15 protein-coding genes are annotated in these 14,914 nt (G+C 62.9%); 7 read left to right on the top strand and 8 right to left on the bottom strand.

What is annotated here, in order from left to right; genetic code table 11:
* The first annotated feature begins 371 nt into the window (after nt 1-371).
* Both amn and QMK47_RS25545 read left to right on the top strand, forming a co-directional pair.
* The gene (gene amn / locus QMK47_RS25550; RefSeq protein WP_161796662.1) at nt 372-1,871 is read left to right on the top strand and encodes an AMP nucleosidase; all 1,500 of its coding nucleotides are present in this window, start codon (nt 372-374) and stop codon (nt 1,869-1,871) included.
* A gap of 150 nt (nt 1,872-2,021) precedes the next feature.
* The gene (locus QMK47_RS25545) at nt 2,022-2,588 is read left to right on the top strand and encodes a pseudouridine synthase (RefSeq protein WP_161796661.1); all 567 of its coding nucleotides are present in this window, start codon (nt 2,022-2,024) and stop codon (nt 2,586-2,588) included.
* On the opposite strand, the gene QMK47_RS25540 is transcribed toward QMK47_RS25545, so the two are convergent.
* The 3 genes from QMK47_RS25540 to QMK47_RS25530 form a co-directional block, all read right to left on the bottom strand.
* Complete coding sequence (locus QMK47_RS25540; RefSeq protein WP_003185724.1) at nt 2,583-2,792, bottom strand: DUF2788 domain-containing protein; 210 nt, start codon at nt 2,790-2,792, stop codon at nt 2,583-2,585. The two genes, QMK47_RS25545 and QMK47_RS25540, sit on opposite strands and share 6 nt — an antisense overlap.
* Before the next feature lie 289 nt (nt 2,793-3,081).
* Nucleotides 3,082-3,561: an Lrp/AsnC family transcriptional regulator gene (locus QMK47_RS25535; protein WP_003185723.1), complete on the bottom strand. Its 480-nt coding sequence runs from the start codon at nt 3,559-3,561 to the stop codon at nt 3,082-3,084.
* Between the two features lie 337 nt (nt 3,562-3,898).
* Complete coding sequence (locus QMK47_RS25530; protein WP_320412947.1) at nt 3,899-4,720, bottom strand: hypothetical protein; 822 nt, start codon at nt 4,718-4,720, stop codon at nt 3,899-3,901.
* Between the two features lie 247 nt (nt 4,721-4,967).
* Between QMK47_RS25530 and QMK47_RS25525 the strand changes: the two genes are divergently transcribed.
* Complete coding sequence (locus QMK47_RS25525; protein WP_320389488.1) at nt 4,968-6,020, top strand: DUF6515 family protein; 1,053 nt, start codon at nt 4,968-4,970, stop codon at nt 6,018-6,020.
* Nucleotides 6,021-6,153: 133 nt separating this feature from the next.
* Here the strand turns inward: QMK47_RS25525 and QMK47_RS25520 are convergent, their stop codons facing one another.
* Both QMK47_RS25520 and QMK47_RS25515 read right to left on the bottom strand, forming a co-directional pair.
* The gene (locus QMK47_RS25520) at nt 6,154-7,047 is read right to left on the bottom strand and encodes a cation diffusion facilitator family transporter (RefSeq protein ID WP_214512894.1); all 894 of its coding nucleotides are present in this window, start codon (nt 7,045-7,047) and stop codon (nt 6,154-6,156) included.
* A gap of 28 nt (nt 7,048-7,075) precedes the next feature.
* The gene (locus tag QMK47_RS25515) at nt 7,076-7,495 is read right to left on the bottom strand and encodes a hypothetical protein (RefSeq protein WP_053182066.1); all 420 of its coding nucleotides are present in this window, start codon (nt 7,493-7,495) and stop codon (nt 7,076-7,078) included.
* A 95-nt stretch (nt 7,496-7,590) separates the two neighbouring features.
* On the opposite strand from QMK47_RS25515, the gene hrpB reads away from it, so the two are divergent.
* The gene (gene hrpB / locus QMK47_RS25510; RefSeq protein WP_320389487.1) at nt 7,591-10,107 is read left to right on the top strand and encodes an ATP-dependent helicase HrpB; all 2,517 of its coding nucleotides are present in this window, start codon (nt 7,591-7,593) and stop codon (nt 10,105-10,107) included.
* 24 nt (nt 10,108-10,131) lie between these two features.
* On the opposite strand, the gene QMK47_RS25505 is transcribed toward hrpB, so the two are convergent.
* The 3 genes from QMK47_RS25505 to QMK47_RS25495 all read right to left on the bottom strand — a co-directional run bounded on the left by QMK47_RS25505 (nt 10,132) and on the right by QMK47_RS25495 (nt 12,667).
* Nucleotides 10,132-10,593 carry a GNAT family N-acetyltransferase gene (locus QMK47_RS25505; protein ID WP_258689448.1) on the bottom strand — a complete coding sequence of 154 codons (462 nt, stop codon included), beginning with the start codon at nt 10,591-10,593 and terminating at the stop codon, nt 10,132-10,134.
* Nucleotides 10,594-10,834: 241 nt separating this feature from the next.
* Nucleotides 10,835-11,914 carry an endonuclease/exonuclease/phosphatase family protein gene (locus tag QMK47_RS25500; RefSeq protein ID WP_258689447.1) on the bottom strand — a complete coding sequence of 360 codons (1,080 nt, stop codon included), beginning with the start codon at nt 11,912-11,914 and terminating at the stop codon, nt 10,835-10,837.
* Nucleotides 11,915-12,004: 90 nt separating this feature from the next.
* Complete coding sequence (locus QMK47_RS25495; RefSeq protein ID WP_214512890.1) at nt 12,005-12,667, bottom strand: YciC family protein; 663 nt, start codon at nt 12,665-12,667, stop codon at nt 12,005-12,007.
* A 174-nt stretch (nt 12,668-12,841) separates the two neighbouring features.
* Here QMK47_RS25495 and QMK47_RS25490 point away from each other — a divergent pair, with 174 nt between their 5' ends.
* From QMK47_RS25490 to QMK47_RS25480, 3 genes are all read left to right on the top strand, one after another.
* Nucleotides 12,842-13,597: a DUF2076 domain-containing protein gene (locus QMK47_RS25490; protein WP_253469604.1), complete on the top strand. Its 756-nt coding sequence runs from the start codon at nt 12,842-12,844 to the stop codon at nt 13,595-13,597.
* A 128-nt stretch (nt 13,598-13,725) separates the two neighbouring features.
* Nucleotides 13,726-14,205: an NYN domain-containing protein gene (locus tag QMK47_RS25485; protein ID WP_053182045.1), complete on the top strand. Its 480-nt coding sequence runs from the start codon at nt 13,726-13,728 to the stop codon at nt 14,203-14,205.
* Between the two features lie 21 nt (nt 14,206-14,226).
* Nucleotides 14,227-14,838 (top strand): PolC-type DNA polymerase III, encoded by a 612-nt coding sequence (locus tag QMK47_RS25480; protein WP_092173958.1) that lies wholly within the window; start codon nt 14,227-14,229, stop codon nt 14,836-14,838.
* Nucleotides 14,839-14,914: the final 76 nt, after the last annotated feature.

Below are 14,914 nucleotides of genomic sequence, written 5' to 3'. Positions count from 1 at the left end.
TGTGGCGACTGACACACCGCTATCGCGAGCAAGCTCGCTCCCACAGGGGATCTGCGATGAATGAAGATTCCGCGGCCCCCGGCGATCAAGGGTGGGAGCGAGCTTGCTCGCGATGGCGTCGGCCCATCCAGCACCTGTGGTGACTGATACACCGCCATCGCGAGCAAGCTCGCTCCCACAGGGGTTCTGCGGTGAATGAAGATTCCACGGCCCCCGGCGATCAAGGGTGGGAGCGAGCTTGCTCGCGATGGCGTCGGCCCATCCAGCATCTGTGGTGACTGACACACCGCTATCGCGAGCAAGCTCGCTCCCACAGGGAATCGATCGAGTCCACTACGCCACTGTTCCCGTCAGGCGGCGATGCAGGCAAGATGAAGGCCTGCAAGTCAGAACACAGGAAGCTGATCGTGACCGAAGCGTTTATTGTCGTTCAAACCGCCGAACAAGCCGTGGATCGTCTGGCGGCCCTGCACGAGCGTGCGACCACCGCGTTGAACCAGGCGCTGATGCGTTATCTCAAGGACCGCGTCGAGCCGGATGCCGAGCAGCGTGCGTTGTTTCGCTATCCGGCCTTGCGCCTGACCTATCACTGCCACGGCGAAGTCCCGCAAACCACGCGTGCCTATGCCAAGGTCCAGTTGCCCGGCACCTACAGTGTCACCGTCACCCACCCCGCCGCCTTCCGTAAATACCTGCTGGAACAGCTGGTCCCGCTTATGCACGACTTTACCGTCACCGTGGAAGTGGGCGTCAGCGAGCAGAACATCCCGTACCCGTACGTGGTGGAGCAGGGCGACGAACTGGCCGGCTCCGGCGTGACCGCCGCCGTGCTGGCGCGGGTTTTCCCCAGCACCGACCTGTCGGCCGCCACCGACGGCATCGCCGACGGCCTCTATGACTGGGAAAACACCGACCCGCTGCCCTTGGCGCTGTTCGACGCCGCGCGGGTGGACTTTTCCCTGCGCCGGCTGGTGCACTACACCGGCAGCGACTGGCGCCATGTACAGCCGTGGATCCTGCTGACCAACTACCACCGCTATGTCGACCAGTTCATCGTCCATGGCCTGGAGCAACTGCGCAGCGACCCGCGCTTTGTACGCATGGTCCTGCCGGGCAACGTGATCATCGACAAGAACATGGAGCACAGCGAAGCGTCGGCCATCGCCGCCGGTGTGGTCTGGCACCGCTACCAGATGCCGGCCTATCACTTGCAGACCAATGATGGCCATGGCGTGACCCTGGTGAACATCGGTGTCGGCCCGTCCAACGCCAAGAACATCACCGACCACCTGGCCGTGCTGCGCCCGCATTGCTGGCTGATGATCGGTCACTGCGGCGGGTTGCGGCAGTCCCAGACCATTGGCGACTACGTGCTGGCCCACGCCTACATGCGCCGCGATGGCATTCTCGACCGGGTGGTGCCGCCGAACATTCCGATTCCGGCCCTGGCCGAAGTGCAGATGGCACTTCAACAGGCCGCGGCGAACATCACTGGCGAGAAGGGCGACGAGCTGAAAAAACGCCTGCGCACCGGCACCGTGCTGACTTACGACGACCGCAACTGGGAGCTGCGCTGGGCCCAGGAACGTCCGCTGATCAACCTGTCTCGCGCCGTGGCGGTGGACATGGAAAGCGGCACCATCGCCGCCCAGGGCTATCGTCTGCGGGTGCCCTATGGCACGTTGCTTTGCGTCTCGGACAAACCGTTGCACAGCGAAATCAAGCTGCCGGGCTCGGCCAACGCGTTCTATGAGCGAGCGGTCAACCAGCACCTGAAGATCGGCATCGAGGCGCTGGACCTGTTGCGCACCGAACTCAACTCGTTGCATTCGCGCAAGCTGCGCAGCTTCGACGAGCCGCCGTTCCGCTGATGCGCTGTTGAAGGGGGTGGTGGTTATTTAACGGTCGGGCCACTAGCATGGTCGGCCCGAACGTTAAATGTTGTATTCGCCATGCCCCGTCCTCCACGCCCTGCTTCCCGTCGCCCTGGCGCGAAGCTTCCCGCCGCCGCCCCGCGCCGTGTGGCCAAGGCCCCGCCGGCCGAGCCGAAGCTGATCCTGTTCAACAAACCCTTCGATGTGCTGACGCAATTCAGTGACGGTGAAGGGCGGGCGACGCTCAAGGATTTTATCGACGTACCGGGCATCTATCCGGCCGGACGGCTGGATCGCGACAGCGAAGGCCTGCTGTTGCTGACCAATGATGGGCAGTTGCAGGCACGTATTGCCGACCCCAAGCACAAGCTGGCCAAGACCTATTGGGTGCAGGTGGAGGGCGAGCCGAGTGCCGAACAGTTGCAGCGATTGCGCGATGGGGTGGAGTTGAACGACGGCATGACCCTGCCGGCCGAGGCGCGCTCATTGGATGAGCCGCAACTGTGGCCGCGCAACCCGCCGGTACGTTTTCGTAAAAGCGTGCCCACGAGCTGGGTGGAGCTGGTGATACGCGAGGGGCGCAATCGCCAGGTACGACGCATGACGGCCGCCGTGGGTTTGCCGACATTGCGCCTGGTGCGAGTCAGGATCGGCGACTGGACGATCGAAGGGCTCGATCAGGGCCAGTGGAAGGAAGTGCCAGCGCGCTTATAACGCCCCGGACTCGATCAGGCCGATCACTACGCTCTTGATGACGAACGCGGCCACGCCGAGGCCCAGCACGAAAAACAGGATGAACGAGCCGAAACGCCCGGCCTTGGACTTCTTCGCCAGATCCCAGACGATGAAACCCATGAAAATGATCAGGATGCTGACCAGGCCGGTCATCATCCACTCTTCGAAAACAGCAGGATCCATCAGGACACTCCGGCGTGGGCGGGGTTGAAAAGGCGCGGCGAGTATAAGGCATGAGGCGCGGGCGCGGGATTGGCCTGCGGCGGTGTGTCGCAGCTATTCATCGGCTGGGCTGACGCCATCGACCCATGTGGGAGCGAGCTTGCTCGCGATGGCGGTAGCACATCCAACGTCAATGCAAGCTGAACCGCCGCTATCGCGAGCAAGCTCGCTCCCACATGGGATCCGGACAAACGCAACATCTGGATCGCCCCGGGCCCCTGTGGGAGCGAGCCTGCTCGCAATGGCGTCTTCAGCTGCGCAGATGCGTCAACGGCAGTTCGGTGCTGTTGAGCACCTGGTTCAGCACAAAGCTCGAACGCACGCTGGTGACGCCATCGATCCGGGTCAGGTGCCCCAGCAGCAGTTTCTGGTAATGGTCCATGTCCGGTACCACCACCTTGAGCTGATAGTCCGCGTCCATGCCGGTGACCAGGCTGCACTCCAGCACTTGCGGCAGGTTGCGGATGGCGGCTTCGAAGTTCTCGAAGCGCTCGGGTGTGTGGCGGTCCATGCCGATCAGCACATAAGCCGTCAGGCTCAGGCCCAGCAGCTTGCGGTCGAGCAGGGCGACCTGGCGGGTGATGTAGCCGTCATCTTCCAACTGCTTGACCCGGCGTGAGCAGGGGGAGGGCGACAGGCCGATGCGTTCGGCCAGTTCCTGGTTGGAGATGCGCGCGTCGCGCTGCAATTCCGCCAGAATGCTCAGGTCGTAACGGTCGAGTTTGCTCATCGGTCGGGCCTTTATCTTGATAATTGCGGCAGATTATCTATCCGGGGTTAAAAATTGCGCAAGTAATGTTTATTTCCGCAATCTTAGCAATCATCTGTCGGCACCTCAGGTTTACTCTTATTACCAAGATCACTGCTCGGACAAACAGTCCAGTGCAGCCCGCCCAATCAGGCCGGCTGCGGTCGCAGTACCCACCGGTACTGGCAGGCCCCCGAGCTACACACTGTCCAGAAGACGGCGTGAGGTGAGCCGACGTCATAAGCGTCGAGCACGGACGAAATTCTCAAGGGGAGGCCGACGGGCCTCCCTTTTTTATGGGCGCAAGAATTTGCTTCGGCTAGGGCACGTCATAACCGCAGGAGCGCAGGCGCTGGCGGGTCAGGCGCTTGTCGGGGTAATCGCTGCCCCAATTCAGGTGCTGGTCATAACGGGATTTGACGTGGGCGCAGGCGGCCTTGATTTTTGCGTCCGCCTCGGCCAGGGCGGCCTCGGGGAGGCGATTGATTTTCAGACTCTGGAAGAACGGCAGGATAAAGGCCTGCTCAAGGTCATAGCCTTTGGTGCCTTCGGGCAAGCGTTGGCCTGCGCGTACCGAGAACGGCTGTGTCAGGCCGCTCTGGTTTTCCCAACACCAGTATTTGACGACCTCTTCCCAGGAGTCCGTCGGGCTGTGCCATACGTTATGAAAGCGCAGGCATTGCATGCCTTGTCGGGTTACCCAGTCGATCAACTCTGGACGCGCTTTGCTTGGGGTAAGGTCCATCAAGGCGAGTTGGTATTGCAGGAATTGTTCGGGGGGATAAAGCGTTCCTTCCTCTTTGCCGTCGAGTAAACCCTCGACGACGATGGAAAGCGATGAAGCCAGCACTTCGAGCTCGCCGGAGCGAAAGGTGCCGGAGGTGCCCGCCGACTGTATATCGCGCCGCTTGTCGTAGTCGAAGCCACTTTCGATAGAGCCGCACGGCGTGTGCCGCAATGGCCCTGGCAGGTCGTAGGAGAACCGTGGGCTCAGGGTCACCCGTAGTTCCCCCACTTCACACAGCATTCGGCTCAGCCGCTTATCATCTTCATGCACCAGCGGCGCGGGCGCGCAGCCCCACAGGGCTACGGGCAGCAGTATCAGGCCAACAAGGCGGATCCTCGTGACGAGGTACCGCACGAGGTGCCCCTGACCCTGTCTGGATGGAATTGACATGCCTTCACTCCCTTGATTGGCTCATTGCGACAGATGCCGGTAGTCGCTACGGGTGAATGGAAGTCCCTGTCAACCGGCGAAATCGATAGGCATCTTAGAGGAAAACTTTCAGCTGCCTGCGAAATAAACCCCGTGGCTGATAACCTGTCGCAGAACCGGCCTGGGCTTTTCCAGTCTTACTATCAGGCCCTGAACCGTTGTGAGGAATTTCATGAAGTCGCGCATCTGGCGTTTGGCAGGTGTTGGTCTGTTGTGGGCAAGTGTCAGTGCGCAGGGAATGGCCGACGATCAGCAAAACCGTGGCGGCCCCGACGGCGGTCGCGGGCAGGACGGGCGCGGCGGCAACGGCCAGGGTCACTCGGTCCAGCCGCGGCCGCAGAGCAACGAAATCATTCGGGGCGATAACAGTCGTCAGTTCGAGGTCAAGCCACAGCCGCAGTACCAGGGCGGCCAGCGCTATGATCGTGGGCCTCAAGACCCCAACGGCCAGCGCTACGATCGTGGCCCCCAAGACCCCAACGGCCATGGGCGTCCGCAGCCTCAGCCGCAGTCCGGCAACAACCTGCCGATCCAGGGCCGGCCCGACAGCGTGACCCAGACCCGCGAACCGCAACCGGGGTATTACCGCGATGTCCCGCGTCGCAACGACGGTTATCCAAACGGCGGGCCACGCCCAAGCCACGACAACCGTCCCGAGCAGCATTGGCCCGGTCGGCCGGACGGCCATGGCAACGGCTGGGGCTCGGGGCCGCAATACCGTCCGGGTTATGTGATCGACCGTTTCCCGGATCGCAACTACCGCGTGCCCTATCGCGGCCAGGATTATTTCTACTCGGGCGGCTACTGGTATCGCCCTCAAGGGCCGCGTTACATCGTGGTCGAGCCACCGCGGGGCATCCGTACCCGTTACCTGCCCGATTACGCCAGGGAAGTGTGGATCGGCAGCTCGCTGTTCTTTCTCGCTGCCGGCGCCTATTACATCTACGAAGCCAACACCCAGGACTACGTCGTGGTCGAGCCGCCCGTGGCCAACCCGCAGCCTCAACCGCAAGGCAACAGCTTTGACGTGGTGGCCTACCCGGCCAACGGCCAGTCGCCCGAGCAGGTCAATCAGGATGGCTATGACTGCTATCGCTGGGCCGTGCAGCAGAGCGGTTTCGATCCGCGCAACTACAGCTACCCACCGGCGCCGGAAGTGGTGCAGACCTATCGCCAGGCCCAGGGCAGTTGCTTGAGTAGTCGTGGGTATCAGGTGACGTACTGAGTTCTGGCGGGAGACAGGATGCCGCTCTTGTGGCGAGGGAGCTTGCTCCCGCTGGACTGCGCAGCAGGCCCAGGATTTTTACGGTCGCTGCGCAACCGAGCGGGAGCAAGCCCCCTCGCCACGGGTTCGGACATCAAGCGCTGGCGCGCTGCACCACTTCCGACGGATCGGCATGCACCAGCACTTCGGCCTTCGGATAGACATCATGGATCGCATCGGCGGCCTGGTCGCTGATGCCGTGGGCCACTGACAGGGTCAGTTCCCCCGGCAACTCCAAGTGCAGCTGCACGAACCAGTGGTTGCCGGAGATCCGCGTACGCAAGTCATGGGCACCGAGCACGCCGGGCACGGCGCAGGCCAGTTCCAGCATGTGCTGGCTGACGTCGGGCGGCAGTTCCTGATCCATCAGCACGGCGAAGCTTTCCCGGGCGATCTGGACGGCGCTCCACAGAATGTAAATGGCGATCCCCAGGCCGAACCAGGCGTCCAGTTGATACCAGCCAAACCCGGCCAACACCAGCGCCACCAGGATGCTGCCGTTGAGCAACAAGTCGGAGCGATAGTGCAGCGAGTCGGCGCGCACGGCGTTGGAGCCGGTGGCGCGGATGACCCGATGCTGCAACGCCAGCAGCGCCAGGGTCAGCCCGAGGGAAAACACGATCACGCCGACGCTCAGCCAGGGGGCATCCACCGGCACCGGGTTTTTCAGCCGCTCGAAAGCCTGCAAGGCAATCAATACCGCACTGCCGCCGATAAACAGCGCCTGGGCCATGCCGGCCAGGGATTCGGCCTTGCCATGACCGTAACGATGATCATCATCGGCGGGGCGCAGGGCGTAATGCACCGCCAGCAGATTGAGCAGCGAGGTGACGCCGTCCAGTGCCGAGTCGGTCAGGCCGGCAAGCATGCTCACCGAGCCGCTCAGCCACCAGGCCAGGGCCTTGGCGACGACCAGGATAAGCGCCACGGCCACTGACGCCCGGGTGGCCAGGCGCAGCAGACGGGCGTGTTCGGTGCTGGTGGTCATGGCGCGGTCGTTCCTTCAATAGCGCTTGTCATGCGGCGGGCTTGAGGCCGAGGGCGGCCAGTTGTTGCGCGCTGCCCTTGTGCTGGATCAGCCGAGGATCGTCCAGCGGGAAGCTGCGGCCCAGTTCGCGTTCCAGGATCGCCTGCAATTTTTGGTTATTGACGGTGCCGTCGGGGTTGATGGCCGGCTTGAGTTTCTCTGGCTCGATCTGGACACTCTTGCCCGGCTCGAAGTAAATGGCGCCGGTGGCGAAGTCCACGGCGAACGCGATCAGGCCGGGGATGATGTAGAACAGCAGGCCGACGGCATCGAGCGCGGCAATCGCCGGGTCGATCTTGCCGTCGATCTGGCCGCGACGGTCCGGGTAGAAGATCGAGCCGCAGGCGCTGATTTGAGTCAGCAGGGCGGCGACCAGGACGCCACCGATCACGCGAAAGGGAATACGCATAGCAATCTCCTGAACAGGTAAAGGCGTTGCTGGTTGGAGTCCAGACCACGCTAAACAGTTCGCCGTTATACTCGGCCCTCTGTTTTGGAGCCAGCATGATTTCTTTGCCGATTGATGAAGTTTTACCCGCCCTGCGTCAAGCCTTGGCATCGCGCCACGAAGCCGTGCTCGAAGCGCCGCCCGGTGCCGGTAAAACCACCCGTGTTCCCCTGGCCTTGCTGAACGAGCCCTGGCTGGCCGGGCAGACCATCCTGATGCTCGAACCCCGGCGCCTGGCGGCACGGGCGGCGGCCGAGCGACTGGCCAGCGAGCTGGGGGAAAAGGTCGGTGAAACCGTCGGCTACCGGATTCGCCTCGACAGCAAGGTCGGCCCCAAGACCCGTATTGAAGTGGTCACCGAAGGCATCCTCACCCGGCGCTTGCAGGACGATCCGGCGCTGGAAGGCGTGGGGCTGCTGATTTTCGATGAATTCCATGAGCGCAGTCTCGACGCCGACCTGGCCCTGGCCTTGAGCCTCAACGGTCGGGAGCTGTTTCGCGAAGACCAGCCACTGAAGATCCTGCTGATGTCCGCGACCCTGGAAGGCGAGCGCCTGGCCGGGTTGCTGGACAATGCGCCGATCCTGCGCAGCGAAGGCCGCATGTTCCCGGTGACGGTACGCTGGGGCCGGCCGTTCCAGCCCGGCGAGTTCATCGAGCCGCGGCTGGTGCAGACCGTGCTGGACGCACTGCACGATGAAACCGGCAGCGTCCTGGTGTTCTTGCCCGGGCAGGCGGAGATCCGCCGGGTCCATCAGCAATTGGCCGAGGCCTTGGGCGAGGGCGGCAATGTGTTGCTCTGTCCGCTGCACGGTGAACTGGACCTCGCCGCCCAGCGCGCTGCCATCGATCCCGCGCCGCCCGGCCAGCGCAAAGTGGTGCTGGCCACCAACATCGCCGAAACCAGCCTGACCATCAATGGCGTGCGGGTGGTGATCGACGCCGGACTGGCCCGGGTGCCGCGTTTCGACCCGGGCAGCGGCATGACCCGGCTCGACACCCAGCGCATTTCCCGAGCCAGCGCCACCCAGCGGGCCGGTCGGGCCGGGCGTCTGGAGCCTGGTGTCTGCTATCGATTGTGGTCCGAAGACCAGCATGAACAATTGGCCGCCTATGGCAGCGCGGAGATTCTGTCGGCGGACCTGGCCGGATTGGCCCTGCAGTTGGGACGCTGGGGCGTGACGCCGCAGCAATTGGTCTGGCTCGACATTCCGCCCACCGCCGCATATGCCCAGGCCCAGGACCTGCTGCAACGCCTGGGCGCGCTGGAGGGCGAGCAACTGACCCGCCACGGGCAGGCCATGGCTGAACTGCCGGCCCACCCGCGTATCGCTCATCTGCTGTTGCGCGGCCAGGCGTTGGGGCTGGCGGACATGGCCTGCAACGTCGCCGCACTGTTGGGCGAGCGCGATATTCTGCGCGGCGCCGGCGCGGATCTGCACAGTCGCTTGGCCTTGCTGTCCGGCGAAGAACGAGCAGCGCGCGGCACCCAGGGCGGGGTGCCGCGGGCGCGACAACTGGCCCGGCAATATCGCGGTTACCTGCGGGGCAAGGCCGAAGAAGCCGTGGCCGATCCCGATCATCCGCGCTGGCTCGGCGCGTTGCTGGCGCTGGCCTACCCGGACCGCGTCGCCCAGCAACGCCGGCCCGGCGGCGCCGAATATCGTTTGGCCAATGGCCGTGCGGCGCTGTTTGCCGAGGCGGACAGCCTGATGAAACAAGCGTGGCTGGTGATCGCCGACCTGGGCAGCCGTCAGGGCCAGCGCGAAGAACGGATCTACCTGGCGACGGATTTCGACCCGGCGCTGTTCGATTCGGTGCTGGCCGAACAAGTCCGTGTTGTAGATCAACTGGATTGGGACGAGCGCGAAGGCGTGCTGCGCGCCGAGCGCCAGCGCAAGGTTGGCGAACTGGTGCTCAGCCGCGAACCGCTGACCGGCCTGGATGAGTCGGCCCGTAGCCAGGCCCTGGTGAACCTGGTGCGGCGCAAGGGCCTGGAATTATTGCCCTGGACCCCGGAACTGCGGCAATGGCAGGCGCGGGTGGCGCTGCTGCGTCGCCTGGACCTGGACGCCAAGGGCGAGAGTGAATGGCCGGATGTCAGCGATAGCGCATTGCTGGGCAGCCTCGAACATTGGTTGATGCCGTATCTGGGGCGCGTCTCGCGCCTCAGCCATTTTGCCAACCTGGACTTGTCTAGCATCGTTCACAACCTGTTGCCCTGGCCCCTGCCGCAACGCTTGGATGAACTGGCGCCGCACCATTTGAGCGTGCCCTCGGGGTCGTCGATCCGCCTGGACTACAGCGAGCATCCGCCGATCCTGGCGGTGCGCCTGCAGGAGCTCTTCGGCCTGGCCGATACCCCGCGCATTGCTGGCGGGCGGCAGGTGGTCAAGTTGCACCTGCTGTCACCGGCGCGCCGGCCGGTGCAGGTCACCCAGGACCTGGCGAACTTCTGGCGCAGCACCTACGCCGAGGTGAAGAAAGACCTCAAGGGGCGTTATCCCAAACATTACTGGCCGGACGACCCGCTGGTGGCGGAGGCGACGGCGCGGGTCAAGCCGCGTAAGTGAGCTGATTCCAGATTCAACACAGAGTCAGTCTTTCTCAAGAAACTTGCTGTAGCTGAAAAACATCTCGTCGCGTATCCAACCTGCAGACTCATAGAGCGCCTGGGCGGATTGATTGGTCTTGGCCGTGCGCAAGTCCATACGGACTGCCCCTTGTTGCCTGGCATATGCTTCGGCGGCCATAAGCAGCTTTTTGCCTATACCCCGTTGGCGCACGTTCGAATCAACGAAAAGATCATACAAAGTGAAGATGCGCGCCGTGAAAACCGAGCAAAAGGTTGGGTAGAGCTGGCAGAACCCCACAATCTCCTTGGCGGCGTTCTCTGCAACGAACACCAGGGACTCACCCTGTTCAATTCGCGCCCTGACATAGGCGGTCGCCCGCTGCACGTCGGCATCCATTCTGTAGAACTGCCGATACGCATCAAACAACACACCAACCGCTTCAACGTCGTTGTGTTCGGCCAGGCGAATCTGGGTGTCGCTCATGGATCTCTCCTTGAAATGGGTGTTCAGTCTGAGAAGGCCTCAGAGCAATACCATCAGGACAGTCAGAGCGTACTGCTCGTGTCGGCCGGGCGTTATCCCAAACCGGCACTGGAATTGCGACATAGATCCACTGTGGGAGCGAGCTTGCTCGCGATGGCGGTGTGTCAGCCAATAGTCATGTGGCTGATCCACTGCTATCGCGAGCAAGCTCGCTCCCACAGTTATTCTGCGGCGAGTCGTACTAAGGCGCAGGCGGCAACAAAAACCGCGCAATCACCGGCAAATGATCGGAGATGCGCAAGGTGTCGTCCTGTCTTACCTGGGCTTCGACTCGTTTGAGGCGCGGGCTGTAGAACAGGTAGTCGACGGTGCGGTCGGGGCCGTTGAGGCCGGGGTCGTTCGGGTAGTGGGTCAGCCAGTGTGCGCGATCGATGCCGCTGGCCTCGTTGTTGGTGGGGATCATCGGGTATTTGTCCCACAACAGGTGCAAGGGGCTGTCAGCGGAGTAGGGCGTGCGTTGCTCGGACGGCAGGCGCCGGTACTGGCCCAGGGGCAGCAGGTTGAAGTCGCCGCCGATCAGCCAGGGTGTGCCCGCGGATTCGAATTTATCCAAGGCCTTGGCCACGGCGGTGATTTGTCTGGGCAGGGTTTCGTCCGGCTCGCTGGCCCGTTCCAGGTGGGTGTTGAGCACCGCCAGTTGGCCGCCGCCGCTCAGCGACAGATAGCTCACCAACAAGGCGTTTTTTGGCTGGAACTGACGGCTGATGATATTGGCGTCTGCCACCGGCAGTTGTACCCGTTCGGCATGGTCGATGCGGTAGCGACTCAGGGTCGCCAGTTGCCGGCCGACGCTGCCGAAGATGTGCGGGTCGGGGATGAAGTCGGCCTTCCAGTCGAAGGCGCTGGTGCCGCACGGATAGAGGTCGGCCAGCCGCTCCTGTAACAGCTTGAGCTGGTCCTGGTAATCGCTGGCCTTGGCGCCCTTGTCCAGTTCCTGGAGCAGCACGACGTCCGGTTGCTCATCGCGGATGACCCGTGCCACTTCGTCGAGGCTGAAGGCCATGTCTTCCTGGGTCGGGCTTTCATCGTTGCCCTGGGCCAGGTCGTGCCAGAACACGTAGCGTTTGCCGGCGAGGAACTGCACGTTCCAGGTCATCACCTTCAAGGCCTGGCCGGGCACCAGCGGTGCTGCGTTGGCGGTGCAACTGACCGGCAGGGTTTCCCGGGGCTGCGGCCGCCAGGTCAGGCCGTAGATCGACAGGGCGGCCAGGCTGACGATCGACAGCAGGCCCAGCAAGGTGTAGCGCAGTAGACGGGTCATGGCTCGGCTTATGGGCGAAACGCGAAAGTGATCCCGAGCATAACCGAGAGCGGTTCTCAAGCCCAAGCCCAGGGCCTTCGCAGTGTGCGATCAGCGGTTGTCAGGCTTGGCTTCGATCAACATGAACATGCGGAACAGCACCACGCTGGTGAACAGTTGCAAGAAGCTGTGGACGCTCTCGATCAGCAGGCTGAGCACAGGGTTCTGAGGCGGTGGATACACCGAGACGCTGACGCCCTTGAGCAGCCACAGCGGGCCCATCACACAGAGGATGCACAGCAGGACCCGCCAGAAGTTACCGCGGGACATGTTCAGGCTTTCCTTCATCGCCGCCAGGGGTGTCAGGCCCCTGAGGACCAACAGGTATTCACTGAAGGCCAGGGTCACCATCAGCCACAGGCCCGGCAGGAAGTACAACGACAGCCCCACCAGGATCAACAGTGTGTTGAGGGCCGTCAGCAAGGCAAAGCGTGGCCACAGGGTGAGGGCCGTTGCGAGCAGGTCACGGGTGCGTGGTGCTTCGCCGCGGCTGCGGGCGTCGAGAAACAGGATCAACGCGGCGGTGTACAAGGGGTACACCAAGAGCCCGACGATCACGCTGTAGCCGGGGAAACCCTCGGGGCCGACGGCGCTGTCCACGCCTTGCTGCAGCAAAGCCTCGAGTATGACCAGCGGCAGGCACAGCTGGGCGATCCGGCCCAGATGGCGCTTGAAGAAATACAAAGAGTCGCGCAGCACGTCAAACGGATTCATGAGTCGGTATCGCAGTTCAAAAGCGGTCCGACACTTTAACCGATCAGGCGCCCGCACAAGCAAACGTAAACATCAGGTAAAGACCATTGAAACCTTTGCGACGAGCCCCATTACTGGTGGGCACCGGTCTTCAGGACCGGAATGGTTTCTACCCGGCAATCTAATGAGGTCGCCATGAACAGCGAAGAACAAACCCTGATCGATGGACTGTTTTCACGGCTGCAACAGGCCGAAAAGGATTCAGCCCCGCGTGACGTCCAGGCCGAGGCGCGGATCAAGGAACACCTGGCCAGCCAGCCAGCGGCGGGCTATTTCATGGCCCAGGCGATTCTGGTGCAGGAGGCCGCGATCAAGCGCCTCGATGAACAGAACAAGCAACTCACCCAGCAAGTCGAGCAGTTGCAGGCCGAGCTGCAACGGGCCCGTTCCCAGCCATCGGCACCCAGCGGTGGCGCAGGCTTTCTGTCGAGCATTTTTGGTGGCAGTGCCCGGGATTCACGCCCGGCAAGCGCGCCGGCTTCCAGTGGGGGAGGCTGGCGCGAACCGTCACAGCCGTCCTTCAATGCCCAGCCCCAGCCCCAACAAGGCTTCGGCGCCTCGCCCGGCAATTATGGCGCACCTCAGCAGCAGGCCCCGGCAGCGGGCAGCTTCCTGGGCGGCGCCCTGAAAACCGCGGCAGGAGTGGCCGGCGGCGTGATGCTGGCCCAAGGCATCAGCAGCCTGTTCCACAGTAACCAGCAACCGCAGGAAATCGTCGAGGTCATCAAGGAGGAACCGGCGCAACCGGTCAACGACACCGCAGACAACGGCTGGGGCGATGAGCCGCGGGTGGCCGATAACGACGCCTACGGCAACGACCAGGGCGGTTTCAGCGACGCGGACTACAGCGACGATTCTTCTTTCTTCGGCGACGACGACTCCTTCGTCTGACCTGCCATTCGTCCGGGGCGCCTTGGTGCCTCGGGCCGATTATTCGCGGAACAATCCTTCGGGCTGGCATACTGGGCGACTTTTCGGCCCTGGTGGCCTGTGTGCGTGTGCATCCAAGAGGAAACGCGGTGAAAAAAATTGCAGTGTTCGCCGATGTCCAGAACCTCTACTACACCGTGCGCCAAGCCTACGGTTGCCATTTCAACTACGCCGCGCTGTGGGCTGATGTCAGCAAGCAGGGGCAGATCGTCGAGGCGTATGCCTACGCGATCGATCGCGGTGACAGCAAGCAGCAGCAATTCCAGCAGATCCTGCGCAACCTGGGTTTTGTCGTGAAGCTCAAGCCCTACATCCAGCGCAGCGACGGCTCGGCCAAGGGCGACTGGGACGTGGGCATCACGCTGGACATCATGGACGCCGCCGACCACGTCGACGAAGTGGTGCTGGCCTCCGGCGACGGTGATTTCGACATGCTGCTCGAGCGCATCATCCAGAAGCATGGTGTACAAGCGGTGGCCTATGGCGTGCCGGGGTTGACCGCCAACTCGCTGATCCGCGCCGCCAGCCGCTACGTGCCCATCGAAGGCGCGTTGTTGCTCAAGAATTGATTTTCACGGAGTTCAAAAGGTTTGGAACGCATCGCAGTCATCGACTTTGAAACCACCGGGATCACCCCGAGCAGCAGTTGCCGGGCCACTGAAATCGCGGTGGTGATGCTCGAACAAGGCCGGATCGTCGACCGCTACCAGAGCCTGATGAATGCCGGTGTGCGTATCCCTGCATTTATCGAGCAATTGACCGGCATCAGCAACGCCATGCTGCGCAGCGCCCCGTCGGCGGAAAAAGTGATGAACGAGGTCAACGAGTTCGTTGGCATCACGCCGCTGCTGGCCCACAACGCCGCGTTCGACCAGAAGTTCTGGGACTTCGAACTGGGGCGAATCAAGCGCACCCGCCTGCAGAATTTTGCCTGCTCACTGTTGCTGGCCCGACGCCTGATGCCGGCGGCGCCGAACCACAAGCTCGGCACGCTCAACGCTTTCGCCGGCCTGCCCCATACCGGCCAGGCTCACCGGGCCATGGCCGACGCCGAAATGGCCGCCAACCTCACCGCGCACCTGGCTTCGCAATTGCGGCAAAAGCACGGGCTGCGGGAGTTGTCCCATGATCTGCTGTGCAGTTTGCAGAAAGTGCCGGCGGCGAAGATCAACGAGCACCTCAAGCGGCATCGCGGGTTCTAAACACACCACAAAGCAACTGTGGGAGTGATGTGTCAGACAGACCGCTTTCGCGAGCAAGCTCGCTCCCACACCATAT

Origin of the sequence: Pseudomonas sp. P9_35, from assembly GCF_034008205.1 — a bacterium.
Classification (GTDB): Bacteria; Pseudomonadota; Gammaproteobacteria; order Pseudomonadales; family Pseudomonadaceae; genus Aquipseudomonas; species Aquipseudomonas kilonensis.
Note: the sequence above shows the minus strand (reverse complement) of the source record. Positions and strands in the feature narration are given on the sequence as shown.